Annotated in this window: 24 protein-coding genes and 1 tRNA gene; 16 read left to right on the forward strand and 9 right to left on the reverse strand. The window is 61.4% G+C overall.

All coding sequences use genetic code 11. The features are described from left to right. The first annotated feature begins 91 nt into the window (after positions 1–91). The 7 genes from HBOR_RS04430 to HBOR_RS04455 all read left to right on the forward strand — a co-directional run bounded on the left by HBOR_RS04430 (position 92) and on the right by HBOR_RS04455 (position 6829). The gene (locus tag HBOR_RS04430) at positions 92–2611 is read left to right on the forward strand and encodes a GAF domain-containing protein (RefSeq protein WP_006053739.1); all 2520 of its coding nucleotides are present in this window, start codon (positions 92–94) and stop codon (positions 2609–2611) included. Between the two features lie 99 nt (positions 2612–2710). Then, on the forward strand, positions 2711–2863 hold the full coding sequence (locus tag HBOR_RS19660; RefSeq protein ID WP_006053740.1) for a rubrerythrin-like domain-containing protein: 153 nt from the start codon (positions 2711–2713) through the stop codon (positions 2861–2863). A gap of 155 nt (positions 2864–3018) precedes the next feature. Continuing rightward, positions 3019–3936, forward strand: coding sequence for a DUF106 domain-containing protein (locus tag HBOR_RS04435; protein ID WP_006053741.1), 918 nt, complete (start codon positions 3019–3021; stop codon positions 3934–3936). Between the two features lie 127 nt (positions 3937–4063). Further along, positions 4064–4642 (forward strand): (d)CMP kinase, encoded by a 579-nt coding sequence (gene cmk, locus HBOR_RS04440; protein ID WP_006053742.1) that lies wholly within the window; start codon positions 4064–4066, stop codon positions 4640–4642. Between the two features lie 3 nt (positions 4643–4645). Then, positions 4646–5518 (forward strand): RNA-guided pseudouridylation complex pseudouridine synthase subunit Cbf5, encoded by an 873-nt coding sequence (locus tag HBOR_RS04445; RefSeq protein ID WP_006053743.1) that lies wholly within the window; start codon positions 4646–4648, stop codon positions 5516–5518. 71 nt (positions 5519–5589) lie between these two features. Beyond that, complete coding sequence (locus HBOR_RS04450; RefSeq protein WP_006053744.1) at positions 5590–6681, forward strand: succinylglutamate desuccinylase/aspartoacylase family protein; 1092 nt, start codon at positions 5590–5592, stop codon at positions 6679–6681. Positions 6682–6758: 77 nt separating this feature from the next. Further along, positions 6759–6829, forward strand: a tRNA-Pro gene (locus HBOR_RS04455). Between the two features lie 126 nt (positions 6830–6955). Here the strand turns inward: HBOR_RS04455 and HBOR_RS04460 are convergent. Beyond that, on the reverse strand, positions 6956–7783 hold the full coding sequence (locus HBOR_RS04460; RefSeq protein ID WP_006053745.1) for a class I SAM-dependent methyltransferase: 828 nt from the start codon (positions 7781–7783) through the stop codon (positions 6956–6958). A gap of 195 nt (positions 7784–7978) precedes the next feature. Between HBOR_RS04460 and HBOR_RS04465 the strand changes: the two genes are divergently transcribed. Then, a complete protein-coding gene (locus HBOR_RS04465) occupies positions 7979–8371 on the forward strand; it encodes a hypothetical protein (RefSeq protein WP_006053746.1) in 393 nt (130 codons plus the stop codon). A 296-nt stretch (positions 8372–8667) separates the two neighbouring features. Next, positions 8668–10149 carry a matrixin family metalloprotease gene (locus HBOR_RS04470; protein ID WP_006053747.1) on the forward strand — a complete coding sequence of 494 codons (1482 nt, stop codon included), beginning with the start codon at positions 8668–8670 and terminating at the stop codon, positions 10147–10149. 133 nt (positions 10150–10282) lie between these two features. On the opposite strand, the gene ilvD is transcribed toward HBOR_RS04470, so the two are convergent. The 3 genes from ilvD to HBOR_RS04485 form a co-directional block, all read right to left on the reverse strand. Beyond that, complete coding sequence (ilvD, locus tag HBOR_RS04475; RefSeq protein WP_006053748.1) at positions 10283–12034, reverse strand: dihydroxy-acid dehydratase; 1752 nt, start codon at positions 12032–12034, stop codon at positions 10283–10285. A 118-nt stretch (positions 12035–12152) separates the two neighbouring features. Then, a complete protein-coding gene (locus HBOR_RS04480) occupies positions 12153–12842 on the reverse strand; it encodes a MogA/MoaB family molybdenum cofactor biosynthesis protein (protein ID WP_006053749.1) in 690 nt (229 codons plus the stop codon). A gap of 24 nt (positions 12843–12866) precedes the next feature. Beyond that, complete coding sequence (locus HBOR_RS04485) at positions 12867–13655, reverse strand: helix-turn-helix transcriptional regulator (RefSeq protein ID WP_006053750.1); 789 nt, start codon at positions 13653–13655, stop codon at positions 12867–12869. A 191-nt stretch (positions 13656–13846) separates the two neighbouring features. Between HBOR_RS04485 and HBOR_RS04490 the strand changes: the two genes are divergently transcribed. The 6 genes from HBOR_RS04490 (at position 13847) to HBOR_RS04515 (ending at position 18781) form a co-directional block, all read left to right on the forward strand. Beyond that, a complete protein-coding gene (locus HBOR_RS04490; RefSeq protein ID WP_006053751.1) occupies positions 13847–14887 on the forward strand; it encodes a zinc-binding dehydrogenase in 1041 nt (346 codons plus the stop codon). Then, entirely contained in the window at positions 14877–15188 is a 312-nt protein-coding gene (locus tag HBOR_RS04495; protein ID WP_006053752.1) for a hypothetical protein, read from the forward strand. The genes HBOR_RS04490 and HBOR_RS04495 overlap by 11 nt, the downstream gene beginning before the upstream one ends. An 82-nt stretch (positions 15189–15270) precedes the next feature. Then, the gene (locus HBOR_RS04500) at positions 15271–15621 is read left to right on the forward strand and encodes a DUF5802 family protein (RefSeq protein ID WP_006053753.1); all 351 of its coding nucleotides are present in this window, start codon (positions 15271–15273) and stop codon (positions 15619–15621) included. A gap of 102 nt (positions 15622–15723) precedes the next feature. Beyond that, complete coding sequence (locus tag HBOR_RS04505; protein WP_006053754.1) at positions 15724–16620, forward strand: Vms1/Ankzf1 family peptidyl-tRNA hydrolase; 897 nt, start codon at positions 15724–15726, stop codon at positions 16618–16620. A 65-nt stretch (positions 16621–16685) separates the two neighbouring features. After that, the gene (locus HBOR_RS04510; protein WP_049890561.1) at positions 16686–17735 is read left to right on the forward strand and encodes a DUF1611 domain-containing protein; all 1050 of its coding nucleotides are present in this window, start codon (positions 16686–16688) and stop codon (positions 17733–17735) included. 2 nt (positions 17736–17737) lie between these two features. Then, on the forward strand, positions 17738–18781 hold the full coding sequence (locus HBOR_RS04515) for a dipeptide epimerase (RefSeq protein ID WP_006053756.1): 1044 nt from the start codon (positions 17738–17740) through the stop codon (positions 18779–18781). Between the two features lie 45 nt (positions 18782–18826). Here the strand turns inward: HBOR_RS04515 and HBOR_RS04520 are convergent, their stop codons facing one another. Together HBOR_RS04520 and HBOR_RS04525 are read right to left on the reverse strand one after the other, a co-directional pair. Further along, positions 18827–19969, reverse strand: a complete 1143-nt coding sequence (locus HBOR_RS04520) for a hypothetical protein (protein ID WP_006053757.1) — start codon at positions 19967–19969, stop codon at positions 18827–18829. A gap of 99 nt (positions 19970–20068) precedes the next feature. Next, positions 20069–20914, reverse strand: coding sequence for a PspA/IM30 family protein (locus HBOR_RS04525; RefSeq protein ID WP_006053758.1), 846 nt, complete (start codon positions 20912–20914; stop codon positions 20069–20071). 52 nt (positions 20915–20966) lie between these two features. Here HBOR_RS04525 and HBOR_RS04530 point away from each other — a divergent pair, with 52 nt between their 5' ends. After that, on the forward strand, positions 20967–21596 hold the full coding sequence (locus tag HBOR_RS04530) for an alpha/beta family hydrolase (RefSeq protein WP_006053759.1): 630 nt from the start codon (positions 20967–20969) through the stop codon (positions 21594–21596). On the opposite strand, the gene HBOR_RS04535 is transcribed toward HBOR_RS04530, so the two are convergent. The 3 genes from HBOR_RS04535 to HBOR_RS04545 form a co-directional block, all read right to left on the reverse strand. Then, complete coding sequence (locus HBOR_RS04535; protein WP_006053760.1) at positions 21593–21997, reverse strand: hypothetical protein; 405 nt, start codon at positions 21995–21997, stop codon at positions 21593–21595. The genes HBOR_RS04530 and HBOR_RS04535 overlap by 4 nt on opposite strands. Before the next feature lie 118 nt (positions 21998–22115). Continuing rightward, the gene (locus tag HBOR_RS04540) at positions 22116–22523 is read right to left on the reverse strand and encodes a hypothetical protein (protein WP_049890439.1); all 408 of its coding nucleotides are present in this window, start codon (positions 22521–22523) and stop codon (positions 22116–22118) included. 169 nt (positions 22524–22692) lie between these two features. Then, positions 22693–23016, reverse strand: a complete 324-nt coding sequence (locus HBOR_RS04545; RefSeq protein WP_006053762.1) for a transcription factor S — start codon at positions 23014–23016, stop codon at positions 22693–22695. Between the last annotated feature and the right edge of the window lie 27 nt (positions 23017–23043).

Here is a 23043-nt window from a genome sequence, read left to right on the forward strand (position 1 = left end):
ACGCGGTTTCTTCGTTTTAAACTGGCCGAGCGAACGCTCAGCATACGGTTGACGCGGTCGGTTCGACAGTGACGGGTACGCGACGTAGTCGGTGACGGCGGAGTTTTCAGTCGCGGCGGAGAACCCGGTGGACATGGATGCGACACCGGAAGCCGCGACTCCCCCGCAGGTTCTGTTCGTCGGCGGTCCCGAGTGGGCTGATTCGGCGGTTGAAGAACTACGGTCGGTCGCGTCCGTCCAGCGAGTTGAGAGTGTCGCGGACGGGTGCGAACGACTGTCGTCGGGTCATCCGGACGCTGTCGTGGTGGCGCGGTCGGAGGATGGTGTGACGGCTGTTTCGACGCTCCGTGCCGACGCTGCGGATCTTCCGATTGTCTTCTGTACCGATATCGGAAGCGAGTCCGTCGCCCGCGACGTTCTCGCCGCCGGAGCGACGGACTACGTTCCGTTTGACACGCCCGATTTCGGGTCGTACGTCCGCGAGCGCACGGTCGAAGCCGCCGCTGAGGCCGCAGAACGCGTCGAACTGGAGCGTGAACTCCGAGCGTCCGAGGAACTCCACCGTGTCACGCTCAACAACATGACCGACACGGTCCTCATCACCGACGATGAAGGGAAGTTCACCTACGTCTGTCCGAACGTTCACTTCATCTTCGGTTACACCGAAGCGGAGATACGCGACCTCGGGAGTATCGACGCGCTTCTCGGCGACGACTTGTTCGAGGAGTCTGAACTCGAAAAATCGGGGGTTCTGACGAACGTCGAGTGTACGGCGACCGACAAAGCGGGCGAGGAACACACGCTCTTGGTCAACGTCCGCGAGGTGTCGATTCAGGGCGGGACGACGCTCTACAGTTGCCGAGACGTAACAAAGCGAAAACAGCGCGAGGAGTCACTGACGGGGCTGCATCGGACGACGAGCGAACTCCAGTACGCCGAGACGGTACAGGAAATCGCCCACCGCGTCGTTGACGACGCAGACGAGATTCTCGGGTGCGCGGCGAGTGCAGTTTTCCGATTCGACGCCGAGACGAATCGTCTCGAACCGGTCGCACACACGCCAGCGATGGACCGGCTATACGGCCCGCTTCCGTCGTTCAGGCCCTCGGAAGGGAACCTTATCGGGCGGGCGTTCGTGACCGGTGAACCGCTGTTCTTCGACGACGTTCACGAGTCGCCCGCGCTCTCGAACCCGGCGACAGACCTCCGGAGCGTCGTTGTCCTTTCGCTCGGAGACCACGGTGTCCTCGTCGCCGGTGTCGATACCGTTGGCGCGTTCGATGAGGTTCACAGCGAAATCGCGGATCTGTTGGCGACGACGGCGGAGGCGGCACTCGACCGAGTGAAACGGCAATCGCAACTCCGCGAACAGGACCGCGAACTCCAGCGGCGCAACGAGCGACTCGTCTCGCTCAACCGCGTCAACGAGATTATCCGCGAGGTGGACCAGTCACTTATCCGAGCGGAGACGCGTGAGGCGGTCGAACGCGCCGTCTGTGAACGCCTGACCGCCGAAGACCGCTACGAGTTCGCGTGGGTCGGGTCTATCGATCCGACTTCGCAGACGCTCGTTCCACGGGCCGCAAGCGGAACTGGACGAGGATACCTCGACGACCGGTCTCTCGCTCTCGACCCCGAGGGAGAGCCGGCGTGTTCGACCGCCGCGACGGACGAGGAGACGCTGGTCTCGAACGTTGCGACCGACCTACAGCAACAGCCGTGGCGACGAGCGGCACTGGAACGCGACTTCCAGTCAGTCGTCGCGGTCCCGCTCTCGTACGACGGCGTCGCGTACGGGGTGCTGACGGTCTACGCTGATCGACCCGCCGCCTTCGACGGGATGGTTCGAACAGTGATGGCCGAACTGGGTGAGACAGTTGCATCGGCTATCAGCGCCGTCGAACGCAAGGCGGCGCTCCTGACGACGGCCGTCACTCGCGTCGAGTACGCGGTTGCCGGGGGTTCGTTCCCGCTCGCTCGCGTGGCCGAACGTGCCGACTGTACGCTGTCCGTCGTCACCGGTATCCAGCAGACTGTCGAGGACGATGCGCTGTTCGCCACCGTCGAAGGAGCGTCGATGGATGCTGTCAGGGCGGCCGCGGCGGACACCGCAGGGATCGCTGAGTATCGCGTCGTCGCCGGCGACGACGCCGCTGGGACGGTCTGGTTCCGATTCGTCCGGCCGGTAATCGCCTCGCGCCTCGCCAACCACGGCGTCGTCCTCCGGCGAGCGGAGGCGACCCCCACGGAGACACTCCTCGAAATCGACATTCCCGACGGCGTCGAACTCCACAGCATCACGCAACTGCTCTCGGGGACGTTCGACGCCGTCGAACTGCGTTCGAAGCGACACCGTGAGCAACCGTCCGGCGGCGAGTTCACTGCGGCCGTCTTGGACCGACTGACAGAGCGCCAACTGGAGGTTGTCCAGACCGCGTACTACGCTGGCTACTTCGAGAATCCGCGGGCACATTCGGGCGACGAAGTCGCAGACGTTCTCGGCGTCTCGCCGGCGGCATTCTACCGCCACATTCGCACCGTCCAGCGAAAACTGTTCGCCGTCCTCTTCGAGGAAACGGAGTACTCGGCAAGTATTGCACGAGACTATTGAATAGTGAACCCCACGAGTGCTCGGAGGGTCATAGTTCAACGAACACGTTCAATCTCGTATTCCTGTTACACCGGGTAGGGCAGAGCGCCCCGAGAAAGAATGTTGTTCTGGAAAGATAGCCCCGCTGAAGCGGCCGAACAGTCTACCTACGAATGTTTCGAGTGCGGTACCGTACTCGGCAACGATTCCAGTCTGGCGACGTGTCCCGACTGCGGCGGTGAACTGAGGAACCGCGGGACACCGCTCGAATGAGATAGGGTCAGTGCGGTTTCAGTGCCCCGTACTGGGGTGTACAAGATGTCTGCACATCTAGAGGGCCACTGACAAATGCAGGCGCCGATATGCTCTCGGGCGAGGACGAACCGAGAGTAAAAGCTTGATAACCGGTGAGTGCTACTTTCTCGGCAATGGTACGAATCGAACAGAAGGTGCGTGACCTCGTCTCCTCCGACCCGGAGATGCGGAACGCCGTCGAAACGGTCCTTGAGCGGGCCAACGACGGCGAAGTCAAATGGGTCGATGTGAAAGGAGACATCACCAGCGGGCACTGGGGTCGCCTCATCGAGAAAGGCGTCCTCGTCGATGGTGACGAGGGGTTCGAACTCGCTGATCCCGAGGCGGCGCGCGCCGGGTTAGAGAACGGGTCGTCTGGTTCGTCCGTCTCGACATCCTCGTCGGTCGATACCGATGATCTCGGCGAGTCCTCGTGGTCGAAGTACGACAAGATGGCCGGCGTCGTCACCGTCGGTCTGTTCTTTGCGTACTGGTGGCAACCGCTCCAGAGGCTCATCGGAAGCACGATGAACGTCATCCTCGGGCCGCTCGTGGAGATCCTGCCGTTCTACGCTGTCGTGATGATCATCGCGCTGGCGACGGGTCTGTACTCGACGCTCTTGCAGGCGAACCTCATGAATATGGAGAAGATGTCCGCGTACCAAGAGCGGATGAAAGACATCCAGAAACGCCGGAAGGAAGCCCAAAAGGCCGGTGACGACGAGGCGCTCGACCGGATTCAACAGGAGCAGATGGAAGCCATGGGTGACCAGATGGGTATGTTCAAAGAGCAGTTCCGCCCGATGGTGTGGATTATGTTCCTCACTATTCCGGCGTTCATCTGGATGTACTGGGCCATCGGCGTCCGCGGTAGCGGAGGGCACATCGTGTTGCAGAACATCGTCCTCCCACTCGTCGGCAAGGTCAGTTGGACGGAGGGCGTTCTCGGACCGATGCAGGCGTGGATTGTCTGGTACTTCCTCTGCTCGATGGGCTTCACCCAGATCATCCGCAAGAGCCTCGACATCGACATCTCGCCCTCGACGTCGTAGGCGGCGGACACCCGACCGGTTCTCTCTCCACGTTTCGATTTCCGTTACTCCTCTCACTCTTCGGTACGAGTCCGCACACGCATGCGGTAAAGACAACCTCTTTTAGCCATACCGCCCGAGAGTCTATATGTTGCTGACTGTCTCCGGCCCGCCGGGTGCCGGAAAGAGTACGACCGTCGCCACACTCGCCGAGGCGTTCGGCCTCGAACACATCTCCGGCGGCGACATTTTCCGCCAACTCGCCGCCGAGCGCGACATGACGGCAGTGGAGTTCAACAAACTCGCCGAGAAAGACGATCAGATCGACCGCGACCTCGACCGTCGTCTCCGGACCATCGCCTTAGAGCGCGATGACGTTCTCTTGGAGTCCCGACTCGCCGGATGGCTGGCTGGCGACGCAGCCGACATTCGCCTGTGGTTGGACGCACCGCTGGACGTGCGCGCGGAACGCATCGCAGAGCGAGAGGACAAATCGCTCGATGTCGCCCGCGAGGAAACGCGCGCCCGTGAGGAGAGCGAGGCGCTGCGCTACGAGGAGTACTATAACATCGACATCACCGACCTCGGAATCTACGACATCACGCTTAACACGGCACGGTGGAGCGAGGAGGACGTTCCGTCAGTGCTGAAAGCCGCTGTCGAGGCGTACGACCCCGAGGATGACGAAGGCAAATTCCCCGTCGAGGGCGTCAACTACGACTTCTGAACCGTGACTGACCTCCGCGGCCCACCCGACGACCGCTCGCTCGACGACCTGCTCTCGTTCGGTGTCGTCAACCTCGATAAGCCGCCCGGCCCCTCGGCGCACCAAGTGGCTGCATGGGTCCGAGACATGGCCGGCGTCGAACGCGCGGCCCACGCCGGCACGCTCGACCCGAAGGTCACCGGCTGCCTGCCGATGCTTCTCGGCGATGCCACCCGGATGGCGCAGGTGTTCTTAGAGGGGTCGAAAGAGTACGTTTCCGTGCTGGAACTGCACAAACCCGCACCGTCGGACCTTGAAAGCGTCGTCGCCGAGTTCGAGGGTGATGTGTACCAGAAGCCGCCCCGAAAGAGCGCCGTCTCGCGCCGACTCCGGTCGCGCGAAGTGTACGACCTCGACCTCCTCGAAGTTGAAGACCGGCAAGCCCTGCTCAGAATTCGGTGTGAGAGCGGGACGTACATCCGAAAGCTCTGTCACGACATCGGCCTCGCGGCAGGAACCGGCGCGCACATGGGCCATCTTCGACGGACGGCGACGGACCCGTTCGACGATACTGACCTCGTGACGCTGTACGACCTCTCGGACGCGCTGGCGTTCGCAGAACAGGGCGACGAGAGCGTCCTCCGCGATGTCGTCGCCCCCGCCGAACGCGCCCTCTCACACCTCCCGCACGTCACCATCGCCTACTCTGCGGCCGAGCAGGTTGCAGAGGGCGCACCGGTGTACGCTCCCGGCGTGTCCGAGGCCGACGACGCCGAACGCGGTTCGCTCGTCGCTTGCGTCACACCCGACGGTGCGGCGGTCTGTCTCGGCCGACTCGTGGGCGACCCCGACGCCGAGTCGGGCGAGGTCGTCTCACTAGAACGCGTGTTGGTCTGAGCCGCCCCGCTGAAACGGTGTGAAATCTCCGCGACCCGACTGTTTTTCTCCGCCCGACGAGACGCCGACACATGAACATCGGAAGCGTCGAATCCGAACCCGGCGCGGTCGAAAGCGGGTGGTTCGAGGTGACGGACCTGCCGACTGGTGGAACGGAGCGGCTCCCCGTCGTGGTCGCCGAGGGCGAATCTGATGGCCCGACGCTGTGGCTCACGGGTGGCGTCCACGGCGATGAGGCGACCGGCGTCGCCGTCGCGCAGGACGCGATGCGCGCGGACCTCGCCGAACGCATCTCGGGAACTGTCGTCTGTGTGCCGGTCGTCAACCCCGCCGGTCTCCGCCGTAACAGCCGGCAGTCGTACTATAACGACGACGATCCGAATCGCTATTTCCCCGACCCCGAATCGTCCTCGTCGCGCCCACCGAGCGTGCAGGAACGGATCGACGAACGTCTGTACGAGGCGTTCTCGGAGTCGGCGGACGCGTTGGTTGACCTCCACACCGCCCAAATCGGCTCGATGCCGTTCGTCATCCGCGACCGGGTGCTGTACGGCGAGCGACGTGAAGAGTCCGAGGCGCAGGCGCTCGCTGAGAGACTTGACCGTCTCGTGTCGGCCTACGGCTTCCCGGTTCTCACGGAGTATCCGGCCGAGGAGTACGTCGAACAAGGCCTCCAACGCTCCACGGCGGGCGCGGCGCTGAACGCCGCCGGTATCCCCGCCTTTACGGTCGAACTCGGCGGCCACAGCGTTATCGAGGAGGATACCCGCGCGGCGGGCGTCGCGGGCGTCTACGGCGTCATGGTCGAACTCGGCATGCTCGACCCCGGCGATGTTCCAGACGACGTGGACGAACCGGGAGCCGGTGTCCCCGACGCGCCGGTGGACTACCCGGTTCGTCGCGCGGTCCATCCACGTGCGGAGACACCCGGACTCGTCCGCCATCGTGTCGAACCTGGCGACGTGGTGGCGTCGGGGAATGTCGTCGCAGACGTGGTGTCGCCGCACGGTGAGCAACGAGCGACGATTGAATCCGAGTACGACGGGTACGTCATCGCCCGGCGCGAGGGAGTAGCCGCTTACGAGGGTGATCCCGTGTTGAGTATGGCCGCTCGTGATGAGGGTGATCTCGTGGTTCCGCGCGACGCCGACACCGACGAGTGACTGATGCCACCCCGTGACTGCGCCGCCCCGAAACGAAGCACTTAACGGGTGGACACCCCTTCTCTCGAATACACCCTGGGACCGTGGGGTAGTGGTATCCTCTGCCGATGGGGTCGGTAGGACCTGAGTTCGACTCTCAGCGGTCCCATACTTTTCGAGGCGTTACGCGACGAGCGGAGCGAGTCGCCTGCGCCGTCTGTTAGATGTCACCGGTGAGAGTCGGTCGTCTCTCGGCGCTCACAGTCCTCCTTTTTGCGGTACTGTCAGCGCTCGCCTACGCTTCACTGTCGGTCACCAACTCACGCTCATCTGTCTGCTGGTCTGTCGTCGTCTTCGCCTCGGTCTCCGTCATCGTCCGTTCGTAGATGTAGAAATCCGAGACGCGTTCTTCGAACTCATTGGGGATCGTTTCGACTAACTCGAACGCGTCGAACCAACGTTCGACGTCGTCAGTGAACTTGCGGTGGCGGACGTGGAGTGCGCCCGATGTCGGGTCGTCGCGGTTACTGGAGAGGATGAGGACGAACCGGTCCGCCGAGTCGAACAGGTGACGCATCGACGCCTCGTACACGTCGTCGTCGACGAGGTGGAACAGTACCTCCAACGAGAGGGCGACATCGGCGTTCACGTCGGGAGTGTCGGAGAGGGGGTCGTACGTCTCGAACCGCTTCGTCGGGTCGTCCGCGAATCGTTCTCGACAACGCTTGACGGCACTTTCGGACACGTCGTAGCCGACGTAGGACTCGTACGCGCCGAGTTTGACCTGTCGGCCGTCGCCGCACCCGAATTCGACCACCGATTCGACGTCGTGTTCGTCCAGAAAGTCGTTGATGACCGCGGCTTTGAATCGAGCGTGGTCGCCCCGCGACCCCGGACCTGACGTCCGGCCCCTCGCGTACCGACGCTCCCAGTAATCGTGTGCATCGAAGTAGTCGTAGTAAAAGCGGCGAGTGACAGGGTGACTCCGCAACTTATCTAGTAAATTATACTTCATATACCGTTCCGATCCGGCGAGGAGTCCGCGGAGTCCACCCTCTCTGAGGAGCGTCCGGGCGCGGTAGAGAAGCGTTCGGGCGCGCTGTATGGATGGCCTGAACGGCATCTTTTGCTTGATATCTCAACCGTCGTCGGCAAAACCTTCTCGGGCGTCTGCGCCGCGTGAATCGCAGGTGCAGTCGTTGCAGTGCGGATTATAGTACACTGGACGCGACACGGGAATTCATTGGCTGTGTGAGCCGATTTGCTGGCTCAGCAAATCGGGGGACCGCTCTTAGGCGTTGATTGCTTACTCTGGAATATGTTCGAACGCTCATCGCTCGGAAGCCAACTCAAACAGGATCTACTGAATAATCTCTCGGTCAGTATCACCGCCGCCGTTCTCGCGGTTCTCGCACTCGCTGCGCTCACAGCAACTGACCCAGTCGGTGGCGCGCTCTTTCTCGCCGTGAACATTGCCGTCTTCATCCCGTATGCCTACGAAGCCTATTGGCCGGTTGAATACGACTCACTCCCCGCGGCCGTGTGGACCGTCTCTGCTGCACTCATCACCGCGGGACTCTACATCGGTTTCCACGTACTCTTCGAGCAATTCGTCTCACCGGAGTTCGTGGAGGTAGCCGCGTTCATCGGAACCGTTGGTGTCCAGTACGGGATTACTGCGCTCTACGCCAGCGTCCGGAATACGACATAACGATCACGCGTGACAGATGGCAGGCACGCTCAGCGAGACCGCGGCGACCAGCAAGTGAGTTGACGCTCGGAGATGTATGCAGGGAGATATCGCTGGAGCAGGAGACAATCCGTTCATCAGTCGGACCGACCGACGAATATTCAGCGGGGCCGACGAGTGACAGAGAATCAGCGGACTGAGCAGATACTCTCCCTTCTTGATGCTGTACTGTTCCGGGATACGAACCCGAATATAAAACTAAGTAGATAATTCACGGAATCAGAACAGTTATCTACAACGATAATTTGAGGAGAGTAATGCGTATTCGCATCGCTCTTGTCGCTTTCCTACTCTTGCTCGCGGGGTGTTCAGGAACTGACCCGTTCGCGGGCGAGCCATCAAGTGAGATCGCGAAAACGACGGTCCCATCCACCGAAAAAACGAGAGCACCATCACCGACGGACGCCGCGACCCCGACCAGCGAACCAGCGACCGACCGCGTCAATCCGTGGGGTCACGAGAATGTGAGCGTCGCCGTCAGCGCTGACCTCGGAACATACGGCTACGGCACGTTTCACGAAGAGATCAGGACAGCACTCGAATACTGGAATACCCGAGAAAACACGTCATATCCCGTTCAGTACGAACTGACGAACACGACGTACGACGCCGACATCGTCGTCAACGTTGAACCGCGAGTGAACACCTGCAACGGACGAAGAGCCGCGTATTCGTTCGATTACTGCTCGGATGTTCTCTCGGCGGAGGACAGCATCGACTCACAAATCGATGTCTCGATGACCGGTCGGTACGACGAGAACGAAACGAGACAGGTCGCAAAGCGGATGTTTGCCGGTCTGTCCGGCACGAAAGACGCCGAAGCGTCCGTCGAACCAGACCCGAACGGGACGCCGTGGCCGTGGCAGTCAACCGTGACAGTCGGAATCAACGCCAGCGCCGGCGGTAACCGAGACTACAAACCGTTCGTCGCAGAGACTATCGCCTACTGGGAGAAGAATCAGGACGAGTACGGCGAGTACACAACTGATTTCGAACTTCGTCCGAACGAGCCCTCCCCCGACGTCGAGGTGCGTATCGTCGAATCGATTCCGAACTGCGGAAAGAACGACAATTCGACCTCCGACGCGCTCGGTTGTGCCTCGGTACTGGACGACGGTGCCCACGCGAGCGATACCGAAGTTGTCAGAATCATGTACGACCAGTCCGATGAAAGCATCGTCCAGACGATGAAACACGAGTTCGGCCACCTCTACGGCCTCGAACACGGGGAAGGACCAATGCCACTCATGGACGAAACGTATCGCAGTGAAACGCTCCCGCGGCCGAACGCCACCGAACGCCCCCTGCCATGGCGGTCGAACACTCTCTCAGTGTACGTGGATTACTCGAACATCACCGACTCCGACAGCGAACAAGTCGAACGAGAAATCCGTGACGCGACCGACTACTATGAAGCAGGCGCGGAGGGCTACGTGCCGGGGAATCTAACGTTCGAGTACGTCTCTGACCCCGCAGAGGCCGACATCACGATTCGATTCTACAATACGTTCGCGTCGGGGACCGGAGAGTCTCGCCTTTCGGCGTCGGGAGAGGACACGGACGGTGACGGAGCACTGGAGTTCTACACGACGGGAACGATTTACATTACGGATATCTATCACGACCGGGTAGGCTGGCACGTCGGAGCTAACCTGGGCAGTCTCATGGGGGCGAAGTCGCACTCAGACCTCCCGCCGCCGTTCGACGGGTCGGATGACAACAGAGACGACTGGAACTGAGTAACTGTCCGCGGTCGTTGAGGGTCAATCACGAAAGGACGTCACCACGCCGCTCGGCCTACTCTCGATGACGTTAGTTGTTCATACCGCCGGTCCCGAAAGCGAGCGCAAAAGGCGGGAGAAACTCGCGCAGTTACCGCTTTGCGCCCGGATTCGTCACCGCACCGTTCGCGGCGGAACCAAAGTCGTTGGCGTACTTCGCCAGCACACCTGAGGAGTACGGTGGGTCACGCGGTTCCCAGTCGTCCCGCCGCGCGTCGAGTTCGTCGTCCGGGAGGTCAACCGACAGTTCGCGGTTCGGGATGTCTACCGTGACCTCGTCGCCGTCTTCGAGGAGAGCGATAGGGCCGCCGACTGCCGCTTCGGGGGCGACGTGACCGACCATCGGCCCGCGCGTCGCGCCGGAGAACCGACCGTCCGTCAGGAGTGCCACGTCGTCTTCGTGACCCTGCCCGACGACGGCGGCGGTGACGCCGAGCATCTCGCGCATTCCGGGACCGCCTTTCGGTCCCTCGTTGCGGATACAGATGACATCGCCCGACTCGATGTGGCCCTCTTGGACGTAGCGCATCGCCTCCTCTTCGCCCTCGAAGACGCGTGCGGGACCGGTGTGGTGGAATTTGTCGTCGCCGGTGACCTTGAGGACGGCACCGTCGGGTGCGAGGTTGCCGGTAAGAATCTTGATGGCTCCTTCCTCTTGGTAGGGGTCGTCTACAGGGTAGATAAACTCGTCAGACACCTCGCTGTCGTCGGGTAATTCGAGGTGTTCGAGTTCCTCCGCAATCGTGCGACCGGTGACGGTCATCGCGTCACCGTGGAACAGTCCGGCATCGAGGAGACGGCGAATGACGACCGGGAGGCCGCCCTCCTCGTGCAGGTCGTTCATGACCTTCGTCCCGCCGGGTTGGAGATTCGCAATCTTCGGCGTCCGACGCGAAATTTCGTCGAACTCCTCGATAGAGAGATCGACATCCGCTTCAGCCGCAAGTGCGAGCAGATGGAGGACGGCGTTCGTCGAACCGCCGACGGCGACTTGGATAGCAATCGCGTTCTCGAACGACTTCTTCGTCAGGATGTCCGATGGACGCAGATCGTTCTCGACGGCTTGGAGGACCGCTTCGCCGGCGCGTCGGGCAACGTCGTACCGCTCTTTGGATTCGGCGGGAGCCGACGCGGATCCGAGAGGGGCCATGCCGAGCGCTTCCGAGATAGAGGCCATCGTATTGGCGGTGAACATCCCGCCGCAGGACCCGGCACCGGGGCAGGCGTTCCGTTCCATTTCGTCGAGTTCGTCGGCGCTCATCTCACCCTCGGCGTAGGTGCCGACACCCTCGAAGACGTTCTGGACAGTGATGTCACGGCCCTCGTGTTCGCCGGGCATGATAGACCCGCCGTAGAGGAAGACGGAGGGGAGGTCGGTGCGGATCGAGGCCATCATCATCCCGGGGAGGTTCTTGTCGCACCCGGCAACGGTGACGAGCGCATCCAGTCGTTCGCCGAACGCGACCAATTCTACGGAGTCAGCGATGACCTCACGGGAGATGAGCGATGCCTTCATCCCCTCTGTCCCCATGGAGATGGCGTCCGAGATAGTGATCGTGCCGAACTCGATAGGCATCCCGCCCGATTGGTCAATTCCTTCGATAGCGGCGTCGGCAACGTCGTCGAGGTGGACGTTACAGGGCGTGATGTCCGCGGCAGGGTTGGCGACACCGACCATCGGTGACCCGAGATCTTCGTCGTCGAATCCCATCGCTCGGAACATCGCGCGGTGTGGGGCGCGGTCTGCGCCTTCCGTCACCTCCGAACTACGGAGGTTCGCGTCTTTCCCGCTGGAGAAGGGGTCCTCGTCTCCCTCCGTCTCGCGGCGTTTCTGACTACTCATACCGGACTCTATCCGTCTGTGCCCTTAAAGTGCCGCGACCGAACAGAAGTTGCGGGTTCGTGGTTCGGCCGTCGGAAGTGAGTGCTACAGCCGTCAGAAGACGGACGCTCCGGCCGCCTCACTCTCGCCCGGCTAATCCGGCGATATGTGGCAGTTCGGGGACGAGTATCTCCTCGGCACCGAGTCGCGCCGCGTTTTCACTGCCGGGAAGACAGAAGACGGGCGTCGAATCGACGATACCGGCCATCGAACGGGTGGCGATGACGCGCGCTCCGATCTCCTCGTAGGAGAGCCGTCGGAACAGTTCGCCGAATCCGGGGAGCGTCTTCGTGGCGATGTCCGTGACGGCTTCGACGGTTACATCGTCCGGAGTGACACCAGTCCCGCCGGACGTGACGATGGCGTCCACGTCGTCACGGTCTACGAGACGGTTTACCGTAGACTGGACGCCATCGAAATCATCTGCGACGAGTTCGCGGACAGTCACCTCGTGACCGTCGCCCTCGAACGCATCGACAAGAGCGTCGCCCGCGGTGTCCTCGTCGATTGACCGCGAAGAAGAGACGGTGACGACGGCGACACCTAGCGTTTCTACGTCGTGAGCGTGATGGTGGTCGTGGCTATCGTTTCCGTCGTGTCCGTGACCATGGTCGTGGTCACCGTGATTATCGTGACTATCGTGGTTGTCGTGTCCGTCCGTGTCGTCCGACTCGCCGTGTCCGCCTGTCTCGTCTGAGTCGCCGTGTCCGTCCGTGTCGTCCGACTCGCCGTGTCCGTGTTCGTTCACGGCCGCACGGTTCGGACTCACGGGACAAAGTTCTCGCGCCCTTGGTCACTCGTCTAGTTCGATCCCGTCCATCGTGATCTCACTTGCGTCCGCAGAAAGTTCTTCAAACCGCCGTTCGGCCCACGAGTACGCAGTGTCTGTGTCGTTAACGATAACGCCGCGGATGCCGGTGTCGGTGTATACGACGACGCCGACTTCCGTCTCGGTTATCCACAGTCCGAACGAGAACGGAACATTACCCCGTGAAATCGTTATCCGGTCGTCTGTGAGTTGGGAGAGAAAGATATCTCGCGTACTGGGTGCGGCAATGAGTTGGTCGAGAACATCACTGTCGAGCACCATCTCAACGTCGGCATCGCTCGCTTTCGCAGCATCGTAGAACGGCTTGAGATGGCCGGAGAGGACCGCAGGTGCGACGCCGCGGAGGTGACATGCTCCTTCGATACTCTCGAAGAGTCGTTGGATGACGCCATCGGGCATCTCCGGCATCGTCGTGTACACGTCTGCACCGTCGAGAAACGCCGAATCGAGCGGCGTATCCGGTGGGAGACAGCCGAGAACACCCCTTGCACTGCTCACTTGTTGCATCCGTTCGTGGAACGCTTCGACGGCTTCGAGAGCGCACTCTCCGGCGAGCGTCGCTTCGTACCGGCCGTCTCGCTGTGTCACCAACCCGACATCAAGGAGTTCCCGGATCGCTCGATCAACCGTCGAACGCGAACTCTCGACAACCTCTGTCAACTCGCGCTTGGAGTGTGCTTCGAGAACGACTGCACGAAGGACCTGCTCGCGGGAGAGAGCGATATCTTCGATTCGTCGCCCGTCATCCGCCATTGCCTCCCCATCACACACGACAGGTATGAATATTATGACTCACTGACGTGAGAACGCAATTCTGTCGTTCGAGTATCCCGCCCAGCCATCACAGACGGCACGCCGTTCGGAAGAGTCGTCGCGTGTCGAACTAACGGAAAACTGTGTATCGGAGACACGGGCTTTTGACATCTCCGTGCGAGTGGGTGACTATGAAGGCTGTGCAATTTACCGAACACGGCGGGCGCGACGTCATCGAGTACGGCGACTACCCAGACCCGGAGGCCGAACGCGGTGAAGTCGTGGTGGATGTAAAGGCGGCCGCATTGAATCATCTCGACATCTGGACGCGACGCGGGATGCCGATTCTCGACTTAGAGATGCCGCACATCCCCGGCAGCGACATGGCAGGCGTCGTCCACGAAGTCGGTGAGGGTGTCACTCGCTTCGAACCCGGCGACCGAGTCGCACTCATCGCAGGTGTCGCCGGCGACGATACCGAGTTCTCGCGGAAAGGTGATCCGACGCTATCGCACGATTACCACCTCATCGGTGAACACGTCCGCGGCGTCCACGCCGAGTACGCGTGCGTCCCGGCATCCAATCTCGTCCCGGTTCCGGACGGCGTCGAGTGGGAAGTCGCAGGGTCGGCATCACTCGTCTTCCAGACGGCGTGGCGAATGCTCGTAGACAGAGGCGAACTCCGACCGGGCGAATCCGTTCTCGTCCTCGGCGCGTCGGGCGGTGTCGGTCACGCAGCAGTGCAGATTGCCGACCACGCGGGCGCGGAAGTGTACGCGACGGCATCGACAGACGAGAAACTGGCGTACGCCGAGGAGTGCGGCGCAGACCACACTATCAACTACGCCGAGAACGACTTCGCCGCGGAGATCCGAGAGATGACCGACAAACGCGGCGTGGACATGGTCGTAGACCACATCGGCGAGGAGACGTACCAAGACTCACTGAAGAGTCTTCGAAAGGGTGGTCGCATCGTCACCTGCGGGGCGACGACAGGACCGAATCCGGACGCCGGATTAAACCGGATCTTCTGGAAGCAACTGTCAGTTATCGGTTCGACGATGGCGACGCCCGGACAGGCCGACGAGGCGTTAAAGCTGGTCTGGGACGGCACCTTCGAACCCAGGATCCGTGACGTCCTCCCGATGAGCGAGGCGGCCCGCGCTCACGAGATGTTAGAAAACCGTGAGGGCTTTGGCAAGGTAGTGTTAATTCCCGATAGTGAACTCTGAGGACGACGAGACGAGCGGATACGTCCATCGACCTGGGTCGGGAGCCGGACACAAGTCCACCCGCGACGAACCCGAACCGGCGGGATTCGGCACGAAAGGCTGGGGTCTTGTTGCCGTGTTAGTGCTGTGTACGCTCGTCATTCCGGGTGTCATCTACCTCGACCCGTCGGTGTTCGCATCTGTCGGCATCCCGTACAACATCGCACTCCTCGTCCTGCCGCTTCTCCCGGCAGGTGTACTCGGTCTCACCGCCGTCTGGTCGATGACGGGTGCGACGAACGGTACTCCCGACGAAGACTGATCTCGACCGCTCTGATTGTACGTCCATAAGTATGTTACCGACAAGCCTTATGTTACTCAATGGGTGACAGTCACATGCACAGATGTTCGAACAGTTCTCAAGCGGATACTATCTGGGTCGCCTGTACGTCGAGCCGTACGATGGCGACGTGCCCGCGATACAGCGAGAAGACCACACGCATGTCAACGAACGACTCTACGCCGAGGAGGAACTCGTTCGACTCGACATTCCACTCGTAATGAAACTCGACCAGGAGCATTTCCCGGTCGTCGGCAACGAGAACATCCCGTCAGGGACACTCGCTCTCCCGGAGGACTTCGCCGGGTCCGACCTCCCGGACGACAAAAGTGTCCTCCTCGCTAAACCTGACCGGGCAACCGAACTCCTGCGATACGCGGGGTACGACCTCGACAACGGGGCCGCACTCGCCTAACGCGACGGCCACCGCGGTACTGTTTTCGTAAACCACTCACGGCGAGTGTCGTCTCGATAAAGGCGCACGTTCAAGTACGCCGAGTCCGCCCGTCGTACCAAGATGCTGGACGAGTTGCTGGGACGGGCGAAGCTCAAAGCGCGCATCGAGGAGTTAGAGGAGGAGAAACACCACCTCGAACGTCGCGCCGAAGCCGAGGAAGAGCGGCGCGCAGCGGCCGTCAAGGATCGGCAGGAAGCCGAAGCCGAGGTCAATCGACTCGAAGACCGCATTACGGAGTTAGAGGACCGAGTCAGCAGACTCGGCGGTGACGACGAAGCGGAACTCGACTACCGCGGTACCGAGGACCTGTTCGGTGAGCGCCGCGACGAGATTCTCTCGCGTCTCGAATCGTTCTCGACCGGTCCTGAAGGCGCGTTCTCGGCCGTCGTCGGAGACGATATTCCAGACGAAGTGGCTGACGCGTTCGGCGACCGGAGCGCACTCGTCCGTCGGGCCGCCCCATGTCTCTGTCTCACCGACGACGCCGGACTCGTCTCTGTCGCACTCGATGCCCCCACACTTCCCGAGGAGTTCGCTACGTGGAACGACGAGTTTCGACTGGAGCGGTCGTGGTTCACGCCCGAAGAACCGGTTCGTGTTGCTCTCGTCCGGTCGGATCTGTTCGCAGTTGGTGTCTACGACGGTGAGTCGGTGACTCTCGTGGACGAAGTTGAGTCCGACGTGATGAACGCCCACTCGAAAGGCGGATTCTCGCAGGCCCGCTTCGAACGGCGACGTGACGAACAGGTGGAGAATCACCTCGACAGGGCGAAAGATGCGCTGGCCGCGAACGAGAACGCCGCCGACGGCCTCGTCGTCCTCGGGGAACGAACCGTTCTCGGAGACTTCCGAGCGATGGCAGACCACGTGGCGACAGTGGACGCCTCGGGCGACCCCGAAGACGCCCTTCGAGCGGCCGTTCGGGAGTTTTGGACAACTCGGCTGTACTGTCTTTGAACTGATAGGCAGGAGGTGCCGAAACACTTGAAATTAAGCCACCTGTGGTCATCGTTTCAGAGACGATGACTACCGCACGGACCGACGGAGGCCCCGAACGGGTGGTCGTTCTGGCACACGAGAAGTTCCCCGACCGAGCGAAGACGGCGACGGGAGTTCTGAAGTACGCCGATTATGATATCGTCGCCGTACTTGACCGGGACAACCCCGGAACCTCGGCCGCGGACCACCGCGACGATCTGCCAGACGTACCCATCGTCGCCTCCATGGACGACGCCCCCGAAGCGGACGCACTCCTCATCGGTATCGCCCCTATCGGCGGCGGGTTCGATGAGACGTGGCGCGACGACGTTCGAACCGCTATCGAACGAGAATGTGACGTTATCTCGGGTCTCCATTACTTCCTGAACGACGACGAGGAGTTCGCCGCACTCGCTTCCGAACAGGGTGTCGAACTGAACGATGTGCGAAAACCGCACGAGGACCTCTCGGTTGCGCAGGGGAAAGCGGCGGAGGTGGACGCCGATATCGTCCTCACTGTCGGGACCGACTGTTCGGTCGGAAAGATGACTGTCTCCTTGGAACTGGTGGAGGCGGCCCGTGAACGCGGTATCGACGCCGGATTCATCCCGACGGGGCAGACCGGGATCATGATCTCCGGGTGGGGCAACCCCATCGACCGCGTTATCTCGGATTTCACCGCCGGGGCCGTCGAGGAGATGATTCTGGAGGTCGGCGACGACTACGATGTGTTGTTCGTGGAGGGGCAAGGGAGCATCACGCATCCCGCCTACTCGGCTGTCACCTGCGGCATCCTTCACGGCGCGATGCCCGATGCACTGGTCCTGTGTCACGTCGCCGGGCGCGAACACATTCACGGCTACGACTCATTCGACATCTCGCCCATCTCGAAATACGTTGATCTCTACGAATCACTTTCCGAACCCGTCCACGAGTCCTCGGTGGTTGCCGGTGCGCTGAACACATCCCACATCGACGACGACTCGGAGGCTCGCGCGGCCGTCGAGTCGTACGCCGATGAACTTGGTGCGCCTGCCACGGACATCGTTCGCTTCGACGCCGACGAGATTCTCGACGCGGTGGTGGAGGACTGACGGTGCTTCTGACAACGGAGTTCGAGCGGGTATCGTATCCGCTGGCGGACGCCTTCACAATCTCTCGGGGAACACAGACGGCGGCCGAGAACGTAATCGTCCGCGTCACCGACGACGGGGGCATGACCGGTGTCGGCGCTGCGGCCCCCTCCGCACACTACGGCGAGACGGCGGATACCGTCGAAGCCGTCCTCCCCGAGTTGTTGACTGTGGTCGAATCTGTGGGTGACCCGCACGCTCTCACCGAAATCGAGCGGAAAATGCGCGAACGCGTCGGCCGCAACCCGGCCGCCCGAACCGCGGTCAGCATCGCTCTCCACGACCTCGCCTCGAAACGACTCGGTCTGCCGCTCTACCGACAGTGGGGACTCGACGCCGACGAGACGCCGCCGACCTCCTTTACCATCGGTCTCGACGAGACCGAGACGATGCGCGAAAAGACCGAGGACGCCGTGGAGGCGGGCTATCCCGTGCTGAAGATCAAACTCGGAACCGACCGCGACGAGGAGATCGTCGAGACAGTGCGCGACGCCGCACCCGACGCGACGATTCGCGTGGACGCCAACGAGGCGTGGACGCCGCGCGAGGCCGTCCGAAAATCCGAGATGCTCGCTGACTACGGTGTAGAGTTCATCGAGCAACCGGTCCCGGCATCCGACCCAGAGGGGGTACAGTTCGTCTACGAGCGCTCTGCACTCCCCGTCGCCGCCGACGAGTCCTGTGTCACCCTTGCGGACGTGCCCCGCGTTGCCGACCGGACCGACATCGTGAATCTGAAACTGATGAAGTGCGGCGGCCTCACGGAGGCAAAACGGATGATCCACACCGCTCGGGCGCACGGATTGGAGGTTATGCTCGGCTGTATGATCGAATCGAACGCCGCTATCGCGGCCGCGTGCCACCTCGCGCCCCTGTTGGACTACGCCGACTTGGACGGCGCATTGCTCCTCGGCGAAGACGACTACGACGGCGTTCCGATCAAAGAAGGCGAGATTCGCCTTCACGACCTGAACCGGAGTGGGACAGGCGCACGGCGGACCGAGTGAGACGGGCAGGCGTACAGCGAGCCGGGTGCTACGAATCTCGGCGGCTTACTCCCACTCTATCTCTCTGGATCGGTTTGCAGACCGCAGGATGAACGGGCCGATAGAGAGCGTCCGTTTGGCGACGGTGGCGATGCGGAGCATGAACGACAGCAGGATGGCAAACGGCAGGAGCGACACCGCCGAAGCGGCGGCGACGACCAAAACGAGGTTGTGAACGCCCGCCGTTGTTCCTGTGACGCTCCCGAGGTTGTCGAGATAGAGGATCGCTGACGACGAGATGATGAGCGTCGGTATCGCCGCGTACAGCATTGCACGCGAGAGATTGATGAGTTCCCACTGAAAGTAGAGCGTCTTGAAGTGTTCTCTTGCGGGACCGTAGTAGGTCAGCGTATTTATCACGCTGTCGAGCGCATCCTGTGCCTCCTCGGAAAGGTCATCGTGGAACTCGTTGCGGAGCCGTCGCGCCTCGTAAATCTTCCACGAGTAGTTGAAATCGAGTGCGGCGAACAACACGTTGAACGTCCCGAACTGCTCGCCTTCGAGTCTGTCGGACACTTCGTCGGCGTGGGAAGTGAGACTCTCGACGTACGCTGAGATACGGTCTGCAGCCGCCAGTTCCCTTCCGGCAGCCGCTTGGAGATCGTTCGCACGGCTCTGAACAGCGTCAATGAGTGCACGCAAGAACGCCGACGGTTCCGGTGGTGCCGCAGGCACGCCCAGGTCGTCTTCCACGTCAGCGCGAAACGACATCGCACCCTCCATACGTTCACGTTGATCACCGAGCGAACCGAGTTCCTGCGAGAGGACGAGCGAGTTTATCGAGACGACCAGCGTGACGCTCGTGATTGTGGCGGTCACGAACGCCTGAAACAGTGTCTCGATGGGGTCGCCGGACGCCACAGCAGCAACCAAGGATTCGGGATCAAGGTGACCAAACAGCACGATACCGACGAACACGAAAACTAACGGGACGGTTGCGATAACCCACCGATTCGCGTCGAGAAGCAACCACAGTTTCACGCGACTCTCCCCGGCGCGTTCCCGCATCGTGTCGCTCGGTTCGTCGTTGGAGCCACCGGAGCCGTTCGGACGGTTTCTATCGGTATCGGAGTCGCTAGAATCGTTCGGTTGGGTCCGCTTGCTGTCGGGTCCGTCAGCTTCGGAGTTCGTCTCGTCGTCGGGCGCCATCGGTCGTCTTCTCCTTTCGAGGGGCAACGGATAGGTATCGTGGCTACTCGCCACGTGTAAAATTGAACCAGAACGGACGAAAAGACGCCTTGGCTGTCGTTAGGAGTCGTCTTCGTTTTTCAGTTCTTCGAGTTCGGCTTCGACATCTTCTTCGGCAACGTCCACCTCGTCCAGTTCCTCGTCCAAGTCAGCACTGGCCGTCTCGCTGCCGTTCTCGGATTCGGCTTCGGATTCGGCTTCGGCCGTGGACTTGCCCATCTCGGTTTTGAGTGTCTCCAGTTCGGTATCGACTTCGGAGTTCGCCCGGCCGGTCTCCAGTTCGCGGTCGATGGCGTCCTTGTCGGACATCATCTCGTCGAACGCACCGGTATCGACGAGTTCGTCCATTGCGGCCGAACGGGCTTCCATCTCGTCGGTCTGGTCTTCGGCGCGTTCGAGGGCGCGGGAAACGTCGCCCATCTCGTCGCCCACACCGGACACCGCTTCGGAGACACGCGAGGAGGCTTCGGCGGCCTCGTAACGGGCCTTCATCGTCTCCTTTTTGGTGCGGAACTCCTCGATGCGGTTCTGGAGTTCGTTTTTCTTATCGACGAGGTTGTCCTGCGTTTCCTGCAGGTTCGCAATCTGCGACTCTAAGTCCTCGATCTGATTCATCTTGGCCTGCTTTTTCTCCAAGGCGCGCTTGGCCAAGTCGTCCCGATCCTGTCTGACAGCCTGACGGGCTTGCTCGTTGTGCTTTTCGACGTTCTCTTCGAGGCGACGCTTCTGAATCTCCAGACGCTTTTTCTGCGTCGTCAGGTCGGCAATACCCTGCTTGACCTGCTGGAGTTCGTCACGCATCTTCTCGTAGGAGTAATCGAGCGTCTCCGTCGGGTCCTCCGCGCGATTGAGGAGGGAGTTGATTTTCGAACGGACGACGTAAGACGCGCGTGAGAGGATTCCCATAGCCCTATCTTGTTCACGCTGGCCTTAAAACCTCACGCGGTCAAGATGTCCCGTGACCGAGACGGTACTCATTCCGGGAGGACGTGACGTCCGCGGGACGCTCGACGCCGCTGACGACGGAATCAACGATTGCAGTGAGGGCGATAAAACGAGTACAGATACCGTGGTAATCGCTTGCCCGCCGCATCCACAACACCGCGGTCATCGCGGCGACGACCGACTCGTTGCGGTCAGCGAGGAACTCAACCGACGCGGGATCGACTGCCTGCGGTTCGACTACGGCGCGTGGGACGAGGGCTACGGTGAACGCGCCGACACGCTCCGGGCCGTCGAGTGGGCGAGCGAACAGTACGACCGCGTGGCTCTGTTCGGATTCAGTTTCGGTGGCGCGATGGCGCTTCTCGCCGCCGTTGAAGGTGCGGACGCGGCCGCTGTCTCAGCACTCGCGCCAGCGCACAAACTCGCGGATGATCTGGACGTGGTCGCCGCGTTTCCGGAGATACCTGTTCCGGTTCAAGTTGTATACGGGACGCGAGATGATGTGGCCGATGCCGAGCGCGTCGCAGCGCGCGCCCGCGAGTTCGAACAGTCGGTCGTCGCGCTCGAAGCGGACCACTTCTTCGTCGGACAGCACGGCAAAGTAGCGGAGACGGTGTCGGACTTTCTAACGTCGTGGCTTTAGGCCGCGCCCTCGCGGTATCCGTCGGCGAATCGGATGCCGAGTGCGAGGAGGACCATCATGATTGTGAACGCCCAGAACGCTGTCCACACCGCCGCGTCGAGAGTTGCGTTATAGGCGTACGTTACCGCACCGGCAGCGATCGCGACGACAAACGGAGCGAGGAATCGGCGGTCGGTCACACTCCCGCCCGTATTACGGTATTCGACGGCGTATCCCCAGACGTTGCCGACGGTGAACTGAAAGAGGATGGCACCGAGTACGCCGCTTGCGATGGATTTGAGGACGGGAAGCAGTTCGAGCGGTCGTCCGTGGAGCGAGATCGCCGTTCCGGCGAGGAAGACGGCGAAGACGACGGTGTTCCACGAGTGGAGACCGTTTCGTAGGCGGTTGTGGAGGGACATATGGAAGTGTCCCTATTCAATTGACATGAACCTTCTGGAATTGTTGGCTTGTGAGTCGCCCACTGCCGAAGGCCAATCTAACGTATTCGAAGAACCCCCTTAGTAGGGATCACCACTTTCAGGCGGTAGACTCCCGGTATCCGGCGGAGAACTGGGTGACGACTGCGACGATGCCCGCCACGACGATGAACGTCCAGAACGCCGCCCACGCGGCGGCTCCGAGTACCGGATCAATGCGGAAGTACGTCACCGCACCGACGGCGATGGCGGCGACGAAGGGCGTGAGGAACGGTAGGTCGGTCCAACTGCCGCCCGCGTTGTAGTATTCGACGGCGTACCCCCAGATATTGCCGACGGTGAACTGGAAAGCGACAACGGCTGCCAGCCCGCTTATCACGGCGACAAAGGCAGAGTCCCTTCCGAGCGGGGTGTCCTGAAGGGACAACGCGAACCCGGCGAGGAACACAGCGAGCATCAGGGCGTGCCACGGGCGGAGACGGTCTCGCAATCGATTTTGGAGGGCCATATGAGATTATTTATTACTGGATGACATGAGTGTTGCGACGCGTCGAGACGGGGAAAACCACTAAGATAGCGTTTCAGAGTCGCTTTCGGTCTGTTCTCTGTGATAGAACAACAGGTTCAGCGATCTTCCGGAGCTACGAATCGGAGACTCGCGACAGCGAGTGACGCAATCAGTTGTATCCGCGCCACCGACGCCCACAGTTTTTGCACTTGAAGAATCGCGTCGGCGGTTCGTCGGCCGAGCCGGTCTGTTTGATGGTGTACCACGCCTCGCCGTGGCCGCAGTCTTCACAGGTCACGTCCGTCGCGGTGGGTTTGCCCTCGAAGTTTGCGCCTTCCTCGGTTTCGATCACGTCGGAGTCGTCCTGTGCCTCAGTGGAGACGAACTCCGACGCGAGGTCCGAGTCCTGCTCTTGTGTGGCACCGCAACTCGAACAGACCATCTGGCCGTCCTGATTGTGCATCATCGAACCGCACTCGTCGCAGAACTGCATACCGGAACTACGGGTTCGAGCACTAAT

Origin of the sequence: Halogeometricum borinquense DSM 11551 (assembly GCF_000172995.2) — an archaeon.
Lineage (GTDB): Archaea > Halobacteriota > Halobacteria > Halobacteriales > Haloferacaceae > Halogeometricum > Halogeometricum borinquense.

Bases quoted from the DNA above. Each gene is read 5' to 3' on its own strand.
- HBOR_RS19660 (WP_006053740.1), top strand. From the start codon at position 2,711: ATGTTGTTCTGGAAAGATAGCCCCGCTGAAGCGGCCGAACAGTCTACC.
- HBOR_RS04435 (WP_006053741.1), top strand. From the start codon at position 3,019: ATGGTACGAATCGAACAGAAGGTGCGTGACCTCGTCTCCTCCGACCCG.
- cmk (WP_006053742.1), top strand. From the start codon at position 4,064: ATGTTGCTGACTGTCTCCGGCCCGCCGGGTGCCGGAAAGAGTACGACC.
- HBOR_RS04450 (WP_006053744.1), top strand. From the start codon at position 5,590: ATGAACATCGGAAGCGTCGAATCCGAACCCGGCGCGGTCGAAAGCGGG.
- HBOR_RS04460 (WP_006053745.1), bottom strand. From the start codon at position 7,783: ATGCCGTTCAGGCCATCCATACAGCGCGCCCGAACGCTTCTCTACCGC.
- HBOR_RS04465 (WP_006053746.1), top strand. From the start codon at position 7,979: ATGTTCGAACGCTCATCGCTCGGAAGCCAACTCAAACAGGATCTACTG.
- HBOR_RS04470 (WP_006053747.1), top strand. From the start codon at position 8,668: ATGCGTATTCGCATCGCTCTTGTCGCTTTCCTACTCTTGCTCGCGGGG.
- ilvD (WP_006053748.1), bottom strand. From the start codon at position 12,034: ATGAGTAGTCAGAAACGCCGCGAGACGGAGGGAGACGAGGACCCCTTC.
- HBOR_RS04485 (WP_006053750.1), bottom strand. From the start codon at position 13,655: ATGGCGGATGACGGGCGACGAATCGAAGATATCGCTCTCTCCCGCGAG.
- HBOR_RS04490 (WP_006053751.1), top strand. From the start codon at position 13,847: ATGAAGGCTGTGCAATTTACCGAACACGGCGGGCGCGACGTCATCGAG.
- HBOR_RS04500 (WP_006053753.1), top strand. From the start codon at position 15,271: ATGTTCGAACAGTTCTCAAGCGGATACTATCTGGGTCGCCTGTACGTC.
- HBOR_RS04505 (WP_006053754.1), top strand. From the start codon at position 15,724: ATGCTGGACGAGTTGCTGGGACGGGCGAAGCTCAAAGCGCGCATCGAG.
- HBOR_RS04510 (WP_049890561.1), top strand. From the start codon at position 16,686: ATGACTACCGCACGGACCGACGGAGGCCCCGAACGGGTGGTCGTTCTG.
- HBOR_RS04520 (WP_006053757.1), bottom strand. From the start codon at position 19,969: ATGGCGCCCGACGACGAGACGAACTCCGAAGCTGACGGACCCGACAGC.
- HBOR_RS04525 (WP_006053758.1), bottom strand. From the start codon at position 20,914: ATGGGAATCCTCTCACGCGCGTCTTACGTCGTCCGTTCGAAAATCAAC.
- HBOR_RS04535 (WP_006053760.1), bottom strand. From the start codon at position 21,997: ATGTCCCTCCACAACCGCCTACGAAACGGTCTCCACTCGTGGAACACC.
- HBOR_RS04540 (WP_049890439.1), bottom strand. From the start codon at position 22,523: ATGGCCCTCCAAAATCGATTGCGAGACCGTCTCCGCCCGTGGCACGCC.
- HBOR_RS04545 (WP_006053762.1), bottom strand. From the start codon at position 23,016: ATGCAGTTCTGCGACGAGTGCGGTTCGATGATGCACAATCAGGACGGC.